At 73.2% G+C, this 13,252-nt stretch carries 13 protein-coding genes; 6 read left to right on the top strand and 7 right to left on the bottom strand.

Features of this window, described 5'->3' with window-relative positions; translation table 11 throughout:
* Nucleotides 1-12 precede the first annotated feature (12 nt).
* Entirely contained in the window at nucleotides 13-603 is a 591-nt protein-coding gene (locus tag H9652_RS12815; RefSeq protein ID WP_191796590.1) for a ribonuclease H family protein, read from the bottom strand.
* 282 nt (nucleotides 604-885) lie between these two features.
* Nucleotides 886-1,263, bottom strand: coding sequence for an FKBP-type peptidyl-prolyl cis-trans isomerase (locus tag H9652_RS12810; RefSeq protein WP_030151190.1), 378 nt, complete (start codon nucleotides 1,261-1,263; stop codon nucleotides 886-888).
* A gap of 123 nt (nucleotides 1,264-1,386) precedes the next feature.
* On the opposite strand from H9652_RS12810, the gene H9652_RS12805 reads away from it, so the two are divergent.
* Nucleotides 1,387-2,505: a VIT1/CCC1 transporter family protein gene (locus H9652_RS12805; RefSeq protein WP_191796589.1), complete on the top strand. Its 1,119-nt coding sequence runs from the start codon at nucleotides 1,387-1,389 to the stop codon at nucleotides 2,503-2,505.
* Nucleotides 2,506-2,578: 73 nt separating this feature from the next.
* Here H9652_RS12805 and H9652_RS12800 read toward each other — a convergent pair whose 3' ends face one another.
* Both H9652_RS12800 and H9652_RS12795 read right to left on the bottom strand, forming a co-directional pair.
* Complete coding sequence (locus H9652_RS12800) at nucleotides 2,579-3,991, bottom strand: GntT/GntP/DsdX family permease (RefSeq protein ID WP_318244157.1); 1,413 nt, start codon at nucleotides 3,989-3,991, stop codon at nucleotides 2,579-2,581.
* A complete protein-coding gene (locus tag H9652_RS12795; protein WP_191796588.1) occupies nucleotides 3,988-4,608 on the bottom strand; it encodes a gluconokinase in 621 nt (206 codons plus the stop codon). Before H9652_RS12795 ends, H9652_RS12800 begins: the two co-directional genes overlap by 4 nt.
* A 130-nt stretch (nucleotides 4,609-4,738) precedes the next feature.
* Between H9652_RS12795 and H9652_RS12790 the strand changes: the two genes are divergently transcribed.
* From H9652_RS12790 to H9652_RS12780, 3 genes are all read left to right on the top strand, one after another.
* The gene (locus H9652_RS12790; protein ID WP_191789876.1) at nucleotides 4,739-5,425 is read left to right on the top strand and encodes a FadR/GntR family transcriptional regulator; all 687 of its coding nucleotides are present in this window, start codon (nucleotides 4,739-4,741) and stop codon (nucleotides 5,423-5,425) included.
* A 113-nt stretch (nucleotides 5,426-5,538) separates the two neighbouring features.
* Nucleotides 5,539-6,900, top strand: coding sequence for an MFS transporter (locus tag H9652_RS12785; protein ID WP_191796587.1), 1,362 nt, complete (start codon nucleotides 5,539-5,541; stop codon nucleotides 6,898-6,900).
* A 280-nt stretch (nucleotides 6,901-7,180) separates the two neighbouring features.
* Nucleotides 7,181-8,668, top strand: a complete 1,488-nt coding sequence (locus H9652_RS12780) for a sugar porter family MFS transporter (RefSeq protein ID WP_191796586.1) — start codon at nucleotides 7,181-7,183, stop codon at nucleotides 8,666-8,668.
* Between the two features lie 85 nt (nucleotides 8,669-8,753).
* On the opposite strand, the gene H9652_RS12775 is transcribed toward H9652_RS12780, so the two are convergent.
* Nucleotides 8,754-9,440 carry a response regulator gene (locus tag H9652_RS12775; RefSeq protein ID WP_191796585.1) on the bottom strand — a complete coding sequence of 229 codons (687 nt, stop codon included), beginning with the start codon at nucleotides 9,438-9,440 and terminating at the stop codon, nucleotides 8,754-8,756.
* A complete protein-coding gene (locus H9652_RS20335; RefSeq protein ID WP_191796584.1) occupies nucleotides 9,437-10,918 on the bottom strand; it encodes a sensor histidine kinase in 1,482 nt (493 codons plus the stop codon). The genes H9652_RS12775 and H9652_RS20335 overlap by 4 nt, the downstream gene beginning before the upstream one ends.
* 127 nt (nucleotides 10,919-11,045) lie before the next feature.
* Between H9652_RS20335 and H9652_RS12765 the strand changes: the two genes are divergently transcribed.
* Nucleotides 11,046-11,855 (top strand): GAP family protein, encoded by an 810-nt coding sequence (locus H9652_RS12765; protein ID WP_191796583.1) that lies wholly within the window; start codon nucleotides 11,046-11,048, stop codon nucleotides 11,853-11,855.
* Nucleotides 11,856-11,959: 104 nt separating this feature from the next.
* Nucleotides 11,960-12,622 (top strand): class I SAM-dependent methyltransferase, encoded by a 663-nt coding sequence (locus H9652_RS12760; RefSeq protein WP_318244156.1) that lies wholly within the window; start codon nucleotides 11,960-11,962, stop codon nucleotides 12,620-12,622.
* A 12-nt stretch (nucleotides 12,623-12,634) separates the two neighbouring features.
* Here the strand turns inward: H9652_RS12760 and H9652_RS12755 are convergent, their stop codons facing one another.
* Complete coding sequence (locus tag H9652_RS12755) at nucleotides 12,635-13,180, bottom strand: DivIVA domain-containing protein (protein WP_191796581.1); 546 nt, start codon at nucleotides 13,178-13,180, stop codon at nucleotides 12,635-12,637.
* Nucleotides 13,181-13,252: the final 72 nt, after the last annotated feature.

Here is a 13,252-nt window from a genome sequence, read left to right as displayed (position 1 = left end):
AGCTCGCGAGAGTCAGTCGAAGAGCGTCGACTCGGTCCAGGCGTCCGCGGCGGCCTTGCTCGCGGCGGTGGCCCCGACCTTGGTGGCCGCACGGCCCGCAGAGGCCGGCCGCTTGGCGGGCGCGGCCACGAGGTCGTCCGTCCCTGCGAGCGTCGCCCGCTCCTCGCCACGACCCGCGGCCCAGTCCTGCGCCGCGAGGCCCGCGAGCTGGTCGGCCCGCTCGTTGAAGTGGTTGCCGACGTGGCCGCGCACCCACCGGAACCGCACCGGTCCGGGGCGGGCCGTGATCGCGGCCTCGATGCCCTGCACGAGCTCGAGGTTCTTCACAGGGCTGCCACCGGCGGTCCGCCAGCCCTTGCGCTTCCATCCTTCGAGCCACTCCGACGCGCACTTGATGGCGTACTGGGAGTCGGACTCGATGAGGAGCGGCTCGGCGCTGGGGTGGGCGCGTACCGCTTCCAGCAGAGCCATGAGCTCCGCGATCTGGTTCGTCCCGGAGGCTGCGCCGCCGGAGTCGAAGGTTCCGTCGTGGTTGATCCACGCCCAACCGATCGCTCCACCCGGGTTGACCAGGCACGAGCCGTCGGTGCTGACAGTGATCACTTGTGCGTCCTCGCTCATCGGAGTCGGAAGTCCGTCGCGCCCATTGTCCCCGACTTTCCGGGGCGCAGGGACCGCCGTCTGCCCGCCCCGGCCCGACGGCGGAGCGCACCCGGGTGCGCGACGTGCGTTCCGCCGGCGGGCGCCTGGGATCTCGTCAGGACCGGCGTGACCGGAAACTCACCCCTGCCACGGTGAGCGGTCGGGAGTGTCCCCCCGGGAGCACGACGCCCCCGTCCCCACCGGTGACCGGGGGAGCGGGGGCGCCGCAGGATCAGGCCGTGCTCAGCTGACGCCGAGCAGGTCGATCACGAAGACGAGCGTCTTGCCGGACAGGCGGTGGCCGCCGCCGGCCGGGCCGTACGCGAGCTCCGGGGGGCAGACGAGCTTGCGGCGCCCGCCGACCTTCATCCCCGGGATGCCCTGCTGCCAGCCGGCGATGAGGCTGCGCAGCGGGAAGTTGATGGACTGGCCGCGGCTCCAGGACGAGTCGAACTCCTCGCCGGAGTCGTACTCGACGCCCAGGTAGTGGACGTTGACGGTCGAGCCGGGCTGCGCCTCGGCGCCGTCGCCGACGATCAGGTCGGTGACCTCGAGCTCGGTGGGGGCCGGACCCTCGGGGGCATCGACCTCAGGACGGGTGCGTTCGGTGTTCTCGGACATGTTCCGATCCAACCACGCCGCACCCCCGCGCGGGCTGTCGGAACTCCCGAGAACCGCAGAACCGTGCGGAAAAGTTGGGGATCCCGAAACCCACGGAGGGCCTTTTCTTGCCATGATGAACGCATGACTCCCCCCGCCACACCGACCTCCGGCGTGCCCGCACACGCAGGTGCGGACCGCCGTCGGACCCCTCGGGACATCCGCCGCTGGCGCCGCTACCTGGCCGACGAGCGTGCCGAGGCCGCGACCTACCGCGACCTGGCCTCGCGCCGCAGCGGCGAGGAGAAGGAGATCCTGCTCGCGCTCGCCGACGCCGAGAAGCGGCACGAGGACCACTGGCTCGCGCTGCTGGGCGACGACGTGGGCAAGCCGTTGCGGGGCGACTGGCGCACGCGGTCCCTCGGGCTGTTCGCGCGCCGGTTCGGCGGGGTGTTCGTGCTCGCGCTGGCGCAGCGGGCCGAGGCCCGGTCGACGTACGAGACCGACGCCGACGCGACCGCGACGATGGCTGCCGACGAGCGCATCCACGAGGAGGTCGTGCGCGGCCTCGCGACGCGCGGGCGCATGCGCATGTCGGGGACGTTCCGCGCCGCGGTGTTCGGCGCGAACGACGGCCTGGTGTCCAACCTCGCGCTGATCCTCGGGATCGGGGCGTCGGGTGCGTCGAACGCGACCGTGCTGCTGTCGGGCCTCGCGGGCCTGCTCGCGGGTGCGCTGTCGATGGGCGCGGGCGAGTACGTCTCGGTGCGCTCGCAGCGCGAGCTGCTCGACGCGTCGACGCCCAGCCCCCTGGCCTCGGCCGCGCTGCCGCACCTCGACGTCGACGCGAACGAGCTCGCGCTCGTGTACCGGGCGCGGGGCCTCGCGCCCGACGAGGCCGAGAAGCACGCGGGCGAGGTCCTGTCGACGTACACGGCCGCGACCGTGATCGCGCCGGCGGTGGAGGGGGACGAGTTCGAGACGCACGGCTCCGCGATGGGGGCTGCGGTGTCGTCGTTCCTGTTCTTCGCGTCGGGCGCGCTCATCCCCGTGCTGCCGTACCTGTTCGGCCTCCAGGGCAGGGTCGCGGTGCTCGTCGGGAGCGGGCTCGTGGGGCTCGCGCTGCTCGGGACGGGCGCCACGGTCGGGCTGCTGTCGGGTGCCTCGCCGATCAAGCGTGCGCTGCGCCAGCTCGCGATCGGGTTCGGGGCCGCGGCCGCGACGTACGTGCTGGGCCTGGTCTTCGGGGCGACGGTCGCGTAGCGGTCCGCACGCAAGGGGGCCCGACGGCGGAGCACGCCTCCACCGTCGGGCCTCCGGTTCCGGGAGGGGTGCGCTAGACGACGAGGCCCAGCAGCAGGATCACGACCAGCGCCACGACGGACAGCACGCACTCCATGACGGACCACGTCTTGAACGTCTGACCCACGGTCATGCCGAAGTACTCCTTGATGAGCCAGAACCCGGCGTCGTTCACGTGCGACAGGAACACCGAGCCCGCACCGATCGCGAGGACGAGCAGCGCAGCGTGCGTGGGCGGGAGCCCGGTCGCCAGCGGGGCCATGATCCCGGCGGCCGTGATGGTCGCGACCGTCGCGGACCCCGTCGCCACGCGGATGAGCGCCGCGACGAGCCAGCCCGCGAGGAGCGGCGAGAGGTTCGCGTCGGAGATGCCGCTCGCGATGACGTCGCCCACGCCCGAGTCGACGAGCGTCTGCTTGAAGCCGCCGCCCGCACCCACGATGAGCAGGATGCCCGCGATCGGGGCGAAGGACTTGTCGACGAGCGTGCTGATCTCGTCGCGCGTGCGGCCCATCGCGCTGCCGAACGCGACGAGCGACACGAGCGCGGTGATGAGCAGCGCGACGAGCGGCGTCCCGATGAACTCGAGGCCCTTGCCGACGGGCGTGCCCAGGGTGCCGGTCGTCTCGACGACGGTCCGGGCCAGCATGAGGATCACGGGCAGCAGGACCACGGTGACGGCGACCGCGAAGCTCGGTCGCGGGGCGTCCTGGTCACGCTCGCTCACGCCCAGGACGGTCGTGGGCGGGGGCAGCTTGACCCACACGGCGAGCGGCTTGGCGAGCAGCGGCCCTGCGACGATCACGGTCGGCACCGCGACGAGGAGGCCGAGCCCGAGCGTCAGGCCGAGGTTCGCACCGAGCGCGTCGATCGCGAGCAGCGGGCCGGGGTGGGGGGGAACGAGGCCGTGCAGCGCCGAGAGGCCCGCGAGGGCGGGGATGCCGACGAGGATCGGGGACACCTTGGAGCGGCGGGCCACCATCATGACCACGGGGATGAGCAGGACGACGCCGACCTCGAAGAACAGCGGGATGCCGATCACGAACGCGATGAGCGCCATGGCCCACGGCAGCCGTTGCACGGGCGTGCGCGCGAGGATCGTGTCGACGATCTGGTCGGCGCCGCCCGAGTCGATGAGCATCTTGCCGATGATCGCGCCGAGAGCGATGAGGACGCCGACCCCTGCGACGGTCGAGCCGAGCCCGGCCGAGAAGCTCACGAACGCGCTCACGAAGTCGATGCCCGCGACGATCGCGAGGACCGCCGAGCCGATCATGAGGGACAGGAACGGGTGGAGCTTGAGCCACACGATCAGGACGATGATCGTCGCGATCCCGACGACGGCCGCGAGGATCAGCTGGGCCGTCCCGGCGTCGGTCGTGGGGGTCTCGGTGGCTGCGCGCAGGGCGCCCGCGGCGAGCGGGTGCGAGGCGAGGGTGAGCATCATCGCTCCTCGGTGTCGGTGTCGGTGCGGGGGTCGCCCGCCAGGTGACGGGGCGTGCGGGGGATCGTGGGGTGGGGCAGGGCGCTGGTCGCGAGGATCCGGTCGACGAGTTCCTCGGGCGGGGTGCCGACGTCGAGCGTGATCCCGTCCTCGTCGTCCGCGAGGGGTTCGAGCGTCGCGAGCTGGGACGGCAGGAGCGACGCGGGCATGAAGTGCCCGCTGCGGTGCGTCATGCGCTCCTCGAGGAGCTCGGGGCTCCCGGTGAGGTGCACGAACCGCACGCGGCCGTGGGCCGTGCGCAGGAGGTCGCGGTAGGTGCGCTTGAGCGCCGAGCAGGTCACGACGGCGGAGTCGCCCTCGGCGGCCTGGTGGTCGAGCCAGTCGCGCATCGCCCGGAGCCAGGGCCAGCGGTCCTCGTCGGTGAGCGGGGTGCCTGCGCTCATCTTGTCGATGTTGGCCTGCGGGTGGAACTCGTCGGCCTCGGCGTAGGGGCGGTGGGTGCGCTCGGCGATCAGGGTCGCGACCGTGGTCTTGCCCGAGCCTGCGACGCCCATGATGACGAGGTGCACGGGTTCGGTCTCGCTCCCCGGAGTCGGGGCGGGGCTGACGTCTGTGTCCATGAGGGGTTCCTTGGCCTGTCGACTGCTGCGTCGTGCGCGGACCTCTGCGGCCGCTGTTCGAGCATGCATGATTGGTATCACCTTTGGCAAACAATGGTGTGACCAATGGTGGAAGCCGTAGGCTCGACCCATGTCCGCGACGGTGCTCCACAGCTCGGTGACCGACGTCCTCGGCCAGCGCATCACCGCAGGTCACCTCCCTGCGGGCAGCACGCTGACCCTCGACGGGATCGGCACCGAGTTCGGCGTCTCCCGTACCGTGACCCGCGAGACCATGCGCCAGCTCGAAGCGCTCGGCCTCGTGCGCTCGGGCCGACGCATCGGCCTCGTCGTCCTCCCCGAGCAGGACTGGAACGTCTACGACGCCCGCATCATCCGCTGGCGCCTCGCCGGACCGGGCCGCGACGCCCAGCTGCGCTCGCTGACCGAGCTGCGCTGCGCCGTCGAACCCCTCGCCGCGGCCGGTGCCGCCCGGCACGCGACCCCCGAGGCCCGCACCGAGGCCGTCGAGCTCGCCGCGCGCATGCGCGAGCTCGGCGAGGCCGGGCGCCTCGAGGAGTTCCTCCAGCTCGACATCCGCCTGCACGCCCTGCTCCTGCGCTCGTGCGGCAACGAGATGTTCGCGGCGCTCACCGAGGTCGTCGGCGAGGTCCTCGCCGGGCGCACGCACCTGGGCCTCATGCCGCAGGCGCCCGTCGCCGAGGCGCTCGACGAGCACGAGGCCGTCGCCCGCGCCGTCGCGGCGGGAGACCCCGTCGAGGCCGAGCGCGCCATGGCGGCCCTCGTGGGCGAGGTCCGGGCGGCGCTCGCGGAGTGAGCGGTCGCCCCGCCGGCCCGACGGCGTCGCGCACCGCGCGCAGGGGACTCACGTCCTGAGACGGTCGCCCCGGGAGACGGTTTTCCGGCCGGTGCGAGGTAGCCTCGTCGCTCGTGCCCCGCCTCGACGGCATCCTTGCCGACACGACCCCGCTCCGCGTCTCCCCGCCCTTCCGCCGGCTGTGGTGGGGACTCGGGATCTCCAACCTCGGTTCCCAGCTCACGGTCGTGGCCGTAGGGCTCCAGGTCTACGCGCTCACGGGCTCGACGCTCGCGGTCGGCGTGCTCGGGATCTTCGCACTCGTGCCCCTCGTGGCGCTCGGCCTGTACGGAGGCGCGCTCGTCGACGCGTACGACCGCCGCAAGGTCGCGCTGCTCGCGTCGTGGGCGCTGTGGGTCGTCACGGGGCTGCTCGCGCTCCAGGCATGGCTCGACGTCGGGTCGGTCGGGGTCCTGTACGGGCTCGTCGCGCTCCAGTCCGCAGCGTTCGCGATCAACAACCCCGCGCGCTCGGCGATCATCCCGCGCCTGGTCGAGCCCCGCCTGCTGCCCGCCGCGAACGCGCTCCAGACGATCTCGTGGAGCGTCGCGCTGACCGTGGGCCCGCTGCTCGGGGCGTTCCTCGTGGCGCTGTGGGGGTACGGGATCGCGTACACGATCGACGCGGTGCTGTTCGCGGCGGCGCTGTGGGCCGTGTGGCGGCTGCCGTCGATCCCGCCGGTCCTCACGAGCGACGTGTCAGAACCAGCGAGCACTCCGGGTCACGGTGGTCCTGACAACCCGGCGGGGGATGGGGCGGCACCCCGCCGCAAGGTCGTCGGCATCAGCTCGGTGGTCGACGGCCTGCGCTACCTCGCGACCCGGCCCAACGTCCGCACGACCTTCCTGGTCGACCTCGCCGCGATGATCCTCGCCTTCCCGCGGGTGCTGCTGCCCGCGGTCGGCGTCCTGTTCATCGGGGGCGGCGAGACCACGACGGGCGTCCTGAGCGCGGCGTTCGCGGTCGGCGCGGTGCTCGCCGGGGTGTTCTCCGGGGCGCTGTCGCGCGTGCGCTGGCAGGGGCTGGTGATCGCGTGGGCCATCACGGCGTGGGGGCTGTCGATCGCGGCGTTCGGTGCCGTGCTGCTCCTGGTCGGCTCGACGAACCCGTCGCAGGTGCTCGTGGGCGGGCTCGTCGCGGCGTGCGTCGCGCTCGCCCTCGCGGGGGCCTCCGACGCCGTGAGCGCGGTCTTCCGCCAGACGATCCTGCAGACTGCGACCCCCGACGACATGCGCGGCCGACTCCAGGGGGTCTTCATCGTGGTCGTCGCGGGCGGCCCCCGCCTGGGCGAGGTCGTGCTCGGTGCGCAGGCGAGCTGGTTCGGCGAGGCGTGGGCCGCGGTCGCGGGCGGCCTGGCCTGCATCGTCGTGGTGTGGCTGATCCTGCGGGCGCAGCCGCGCTTCCTCAGGTACGACGCGCTGCACCCCGAGCCGTAGGGCGGTCCGGGGTCGGGCGTGCGCGGCCGGTTCCGGGACGCCGACCCTCTCGGGCTGCCCGTCCCGCTCCTGGTCGGAGCGGGTGTCGTGCTGCTGCTCCTCGCGACCTTTCCTGCGGTTCACCGCGCGAGGGGGCACACTCGGTGACACGGCGGAGACACCGTCGCACCTCCGACGCCGCAGGTCACCTGTCGCGTGACCCTCACCACGGTCGCTCACCGCGCGACCACGCCTTCTCCTCACTATCGTCGAAGGACAACCTGACACGGAGGGGGTCGTCATGACCAGCAACGACGCGGGAGCGGCTGGGGACGCACAGGCCCAGGCCAGGGCCAAGCGGCTGAACAAGAAGGTCGTCGGGATCAGCCTGGCGGCCGCACTGGGTGGCTTCCTGTTCGGGTTCGACACGGCGGTGATCAACGGGGCCGTCGACTCCCTGTCCGAGACGTTCGAGCTGAACGCGGCGATCACCGGGTTCGCGGTGTCGTCGGCGCTCATCGGCTGTGCGGTGGGCGCCTGGTTCGCGGGGCCCGTCGCGAACAAGATCGGCCGCATCAAGGTCATGCTCATCGCGTCGGCACTGTTCTTCGTGTCGGCGTTCGGTTCGGGGCTCGCGTTCTCGGTGGTCGACCTGATCCTGTGGCGCGTGGTCGGCGGCCTGGGTATCGGTGCCGCGTCGGTCATCGCGCCCGCGTACATCGCCGAGGTCTCCCCGGCGCGCATCCGTGGGCGGCTGGGGTCGTTGCAGCAGCTCGCGATCGTGACCGGCATCTTCGCCTCGCTCCTCACGGACGCCGCCCTGGCAGGGGCCGCTGGCGGTGCGTCGAACGTGCTGTGGCTGGGCCAGGAGGCGTGGCGCTGGATGTTCATGGCGGCCGCGGTCCCGGCGGTCGCGTACGGCCTGTTCGCGCTCCGCATCCCGGAGTCCCCGCGCTACCTGGTGGCGAAGGGCGAGACGAAGAAGGCCGCCGAGGTCCTGCGGGAGTTCACGGGGGTCGAGGACGTCGACCACAAGATCGCGGACATCGAGAACTCCCTCAAGTCGGACACGAAGGCGTCGATCAAGGACCTGAGGGGCAAGCGCCTGGGTCTCAAGCCGATCGTCTGGGTCGGCATCCTGCTCTCGGTCTTCCAGCAGTTCGTCGGCATCAACGTGATCTTCTACTACTCGACGACGCTGTGGCGGTCGGTCGGGTTCTCGGAGGACGACGCGCTCCTGACGTCGGTCATCACGTCGGTCACGAACATCGTGGTGACGATCGTGGCGATCCTCCTGATCGACCGGATCGGCCGCCGCATCCTGCTCCTCGCGGGATCGACGGGCATGTTCGTCTCGCTCGGCATGATGGCCGTCGCGTTCACGCAGGCCACGATGACCACGGCCTCCGACGGCACGTCCACGGCCTCGCTCGACGGCGCCTGGGCCACGGTCGCGCTCATCGCGGCCAACGCGTTCGTGGTGTTCTTCGGGGCGTCGTGGGGGCCGGTCGTCTGGGTGCTGCTGGGGGAGATGTTCCCCAACCGCATCCGTGCGAGCGCGCTCGCGGTCGCGGCCGCTGCGCAGTGGGTCGCGAACTTCGCGATCTCGACGACCTTCCCCGTGCTGGCCGACATCGGCCTGAGCTTCGCGTACGCGTTCTACGCGTTCTTCGCGCTGCTGTCGCTGTTCTTCGTCTTCTACAAGATCCCGGAGACGCGCGGCAAGGAGCTCGAGGACATGCGCGACGACTTCGTCATCAAGCGCGGGCACATCGTCGAGTCGGCCTGACGCCCGGCCCTCGACGAGCGCGCAGATGCCCCCGATCCCCTTCCGGATCGGGGGCATCTCCCGTTCGGGGGGCGAGGGCCGTGCGCTACGCGAGTCCCGTGTCGCGCGCGACGATCGCGGCCTGCATGCGGGTCGTGACCTGGAGCTTGGCGAGCACGCGTGACACGTGCGTCTTCGCGGTGGCCTCGCTGATGACGAGCGCGTCGGCGATGCCCTGGTTGGACAGCCCGCGGCCGAGGGCTGCGAGCACGTCGGTCTCGCGCGGGGTCAGGTCGGACAGGCGCGGGTCGCCCGGCGTCCGCGTGCCCGACGGCGGCGCGCCCCCCGGGAGGTGAGCGGCGCCGTCGGGCCGTGGGGCGGACGCGAACGCCGCGAGGAGGCGGCGCGTGACCTCGGGTGCGAGGACGCCGTCCCCGGCCGCGACGCGGCGGACCGCGTCGATGAGGGCGGCGGGCTCCGCGGTCTTGAGCAGGAATCCCGCGGCCCCTGCGCGCAGGGCCTCGTCGACGTACTCGTCGAGGTCGAACGTCGTCAGGACGAGGACCTCGGCGAGGCGTTCGGCGACGATCGTGCGCGTGGCCTCGATGCCGTCGACGCCGGGCATGCGCAGGTCCATGAGGACGACCTCGGGGCGCAGGGCGCGGGCGTTCGTGATCGCGGCGGCGCCGTCGGAGGCCTCGCCCACGACCTCGACGTCCGGTGCGGAGTCGAGCAGGAAGCGCAGGCCGGCGCGGATGGCGGCGTGGTCGTCGGCGAGCAGGACACGGATCATGCGGGGGCTCCGGGTGTGTCGGTGGGGTCGAGGGCGGGCGGGGTGCGTCCTGACGCCTCGGTGCAGGACCGGCTCAGCGGCAGGTCGGCCCGGACGGTCCACGCGTCGCCCGCGTCGGTCGGGCCTGCCCGGAACGTGCCGCCGAGCGCCTCGGCGCGCTCGCGCATCGTGAGGAGACCGGTGCGGGCGCTCAGGCTCGGGGGCAGCGGCCCGGAGCGGGCGGTCAGGGTGCTCGTGACCTCGACCGTGAGTCGGTGCTCGGGCGGCTCGTCCAGCCCGAGCACGACCCGCACGCGGCCCCCCGGGGCGTGCTTGGCCGCGTTCGTCAGTGCCTCCTGCACGATCCGGTGCGCGGCCTGGTCGAGAGCCGACGGGAGGCGCGCCGACCGGGCGTCGTCGGGGTCCTCGACCTCGACCGTGAGGCCCTGGGCGCGTGCGGACGAGATCACGTCGTCGAGCCCGGCCAGGCGCGCGGGGGCCGCGACGGCCTCGCCCGCGAGCACCGTGCCGCGCGACGCGTCGCGGGTCGCGGGGCCGGCCGAGCCGTCGGTGCGTGGCAGGTCCGAGCGCAGCAGCAGGATCATGGCGCGCATCTCCTCGAGCGACGTGATGCTGCTCGACCGCACGAGCTCGAGCGCCGCCCGGTCCTTCGCGGCGTCGGGAGGCGACGCGAGCGCGGCCCCCGAGTGGATCGCGATGGCCGACAGGTGCGACGCGATGACGTCGTGCAGGTCGCGTGCCATCGCGGCGCGCTCGGCCCGCACGGCCTCGTGCTGACCGAGCTCGGCGATCTGCTCCAGGTCGGCTGCCCGTTGAGCCTCGAGGTCGGCGCGCTGCGCCTCCAGGTCGGCCCGCTCGGCCGAGAGCGCGGCGAGGTCGGTCTTCTGGCGCACGTTCGCGGCCCACCACAGGGGCGTCGCGATGATCGCCGCCGCCTGGATGCCGCCGAGGGCGAACCCCTGCACGTCCCGGAAGTACTCGCCCGTGGCCACCGCGGCCGCGACGACGAGCACCGTCACGACGACGTTGACGACCGCCCGGAGCCGCCTGCTCCCGTAGAGGCCGCACGCGAACAGCAGCTCCCACAGGACCAGGAGCATGCTGAGGCTGCCGCCGATCAGGACGTCGGCGACGACCGCGACGGTCCCGCCCACGAGGGCGAGCGCGGTGTGGCGGCGCTTGGCGAGCAGGATCAGGCAGCCGACCGCGAGGGGCACGACGTGCCACCACCGGTTCGCGGGCTGCACGAACGCAGACACGGACCAGACCGAGACCACCCCGACCGCGAGCAGCGCGACCCCGACGAGGAACGTCCCGGCCGCGTCGTACGGGTCCCCGCCGGGCCCGTCGTCGCGGAACCCGGCGTCGACCCGGCGCACGAGCCGCCGAATGCGCGAGGCGTGGCTCGGCGCCGTCGCCGCGTCGGCGCCCGCGGTCGGGGACCCGGTGTCGGCAGCCGTGGGCAGGGGGTCGGGCACGCCCCCATCACAGCACAGCGACCCCGCCCGGGGATCGCCCGAACGATGTACGGCGCGCCGCCCGCCGGCCCGAGGATCACTCGTCCGCCCGACGACGCCACCCGCCGCCGCGCACGAACCTTGCGGCATGGAACTCCTGCCCCTCCTCGGTGCGCTCGTCGTCCTGGCCCTCGTCGACTCGACGAGCTTCGGGACGCTGCTCATCCCCGTGTGGCTCCTCATGACCCCGGGGCGGGTGCGCGTCGCGCGCCTGCTCGTCTACCTGGGCACGATCGTCGGGTTCTACCTCGTGGTCGGGGTCGTGATCGCGCTGGGGGCGGAGGCCTTCGCCGAAGGGTTCGGCGAGCTCTTCGAGACACGGCCCGCCCGGATCGTCGAGCTGCTCGTGGGGGCCGCGCTCGTCGCGTACAGCTTCCGCCTCGACCGACGGTCCAAGGGCTCGTCGGACGGACAGGGGCGCGTCCTGCGGTGGCGGGCCCGCGCGATGGGAGCGTCGGACGAGACGGGAGCGGCGCCGTCGGCCCTCACGCCCGTGCCCGACGGCGCAGCGCGCCCCGTACCCGGCTCGCACCCGGGCGTGGCGACCGCGCCGCGCACCGGCTCCGTGACGGCCCTCATGGGGCTGGCGCTCGCGGCTGCGGCGATCGAGCTCGCGTCGATGCTGCCGTACCTCGCGGCGATCGGGATGATGACGCGCGCGGACCTCGGGTGGCCTGCGACGACGGTCGTCCTGGCGGGGTACTGCGTCGTCATGGTGCTGCCCGCGCTGGTGCTCCTGGCGGGACGGGTCCTCGCGGCCCGCCAGGTGGGGCCGCTCCTCGACCGGCTCAACGCGTGGATGACGAGGAACGCGGCGTCGACCACGGCGTGGGTCGTGGGGATCGTCGGGTTCCTGCTCGCGCGCGACGCCGTGGTGTGGCTCGGCTGGATCGGGTAGGCATTTGCCGGAACGGCAACGGCGCTTGCGCGCGGGCCGGGCCAGGCCCCATGGTCGGGGAAGACGGCCGACCCCTGCGGCCCGCCCCGACCCGAGGAGCCCGCGTGGCACACGACCACCAGAACCACGAGCACGGCCACCAGCAGCACCACCACGACCAGGCGTTCTGGGACGAGCGCTACGGTTCCGCGGCATCGGTGTGGAGCGGCAACCCGAACCCGCAGCTCGTGCGCGAGGTCGCCGACCTGCCCGCGGGCAGCGCGCTCGAGGTGGGTGCGGGCGAGGGGGCCGACGCGGTGTGGCTCGCGCGGCAGGGGTGGCGCGTGGTCGGGCTCGACGTGTCGCCCATAGCCCTCGCGAAGGCCGCGGCGCACGCGGACGCGGTGAGCGCCGAGGTCGCCGAGCGCATCGAGTGGCGCCAGGCCGACCTCGTCGGGTGGGAGCCGGGGGACGAGCGGTTCGACCTCGTCACGGCCCACTTCATGCACCTGCCGGCCGACCTGCGCCGCCAGGTCTTCCCGCGCCTCGCGCAGGCCGTGGCACCGGGTGGGCGGCTGCTCGTCGTCGGGCACCACCCCGAGGACCACGAGACGGTGCGCCGCGAGTTCGACGAGCACTTCTTCTACACGGGCGACGATCTCCTGAGCGAGCTCGACCTCGACGGGTGGACGGTCGAGACCAACGACGCGCCCACCCGCGAGATGCTCGACGCCGAGGGACGCCCGGCCACGATCCGCGACACGGTCCTGCGGGTGCGGAGGCCGTAGCCCCGCTCCGGGCTACTCCTGGGGCGCGGTGCGGAGCGTGATCCCCTGGGGGCCCGCGTCGAGCGCGGTCACGTGGGCGCTCGAGCCGTCGGGGAGCAGCACGACGAGCCGGTCGCTGCCGTTCGCGCGGACGCGCGCGTACTGGAGCTGGGTGGTCAGGTCGTGGATGCCGAGGGGCCGGGCGCCGGGCGCGTGGTCCGGTGCGGGCGCGTCCTGCTGCCCGACGTCGTCGCGCGCCGCCGCGGTCGGGTGCGGGACGGTCAGGGGTGACGTCGGGGTGGGGCCGGACTCGTAGGACCGGAGCGTGCCGACGATCGCGTCGATGAGCTCGTCGACCTCGGTGACCTCGTAGCCCTCACGCCACTTCGTGGCCGAGAACCGGACGTCCCCGGCCGCCGCCGAGGTGAGCAACCCCGTGCCGGGACGGCCGCCCGCCTCGTACGCCTTGAACGTCGCGCTGACGTCGTCGAGGTAGATGTCGACCTGCTCGACGTCGTATCCCTCACGGAACTTGGTCGCGGTGAACGTCGTGTCCAGGACCTGCTGTGCGGTCAGCATGCGGGGTGCTCCGAGGGGTGAGGTGGGACGGGGGGGGGGGGGGGGGGGGGGGGGGGGGGGGGGGGGGGGGGG

The sequence above is a fragment of the Oerskovia rustica genome (genome assembly GCF_014836555.1).
Taxonomy (GTDB): domain Bacteria; phylum Actinomycetota; class Actinomycetes; order Actinomycetales; family Cellulomonadaceae; genus Oerskovia; species Oerskovia rustica.
This window is presented reverse-complemented; position numbering and strand designations above follow the sequence as displayed.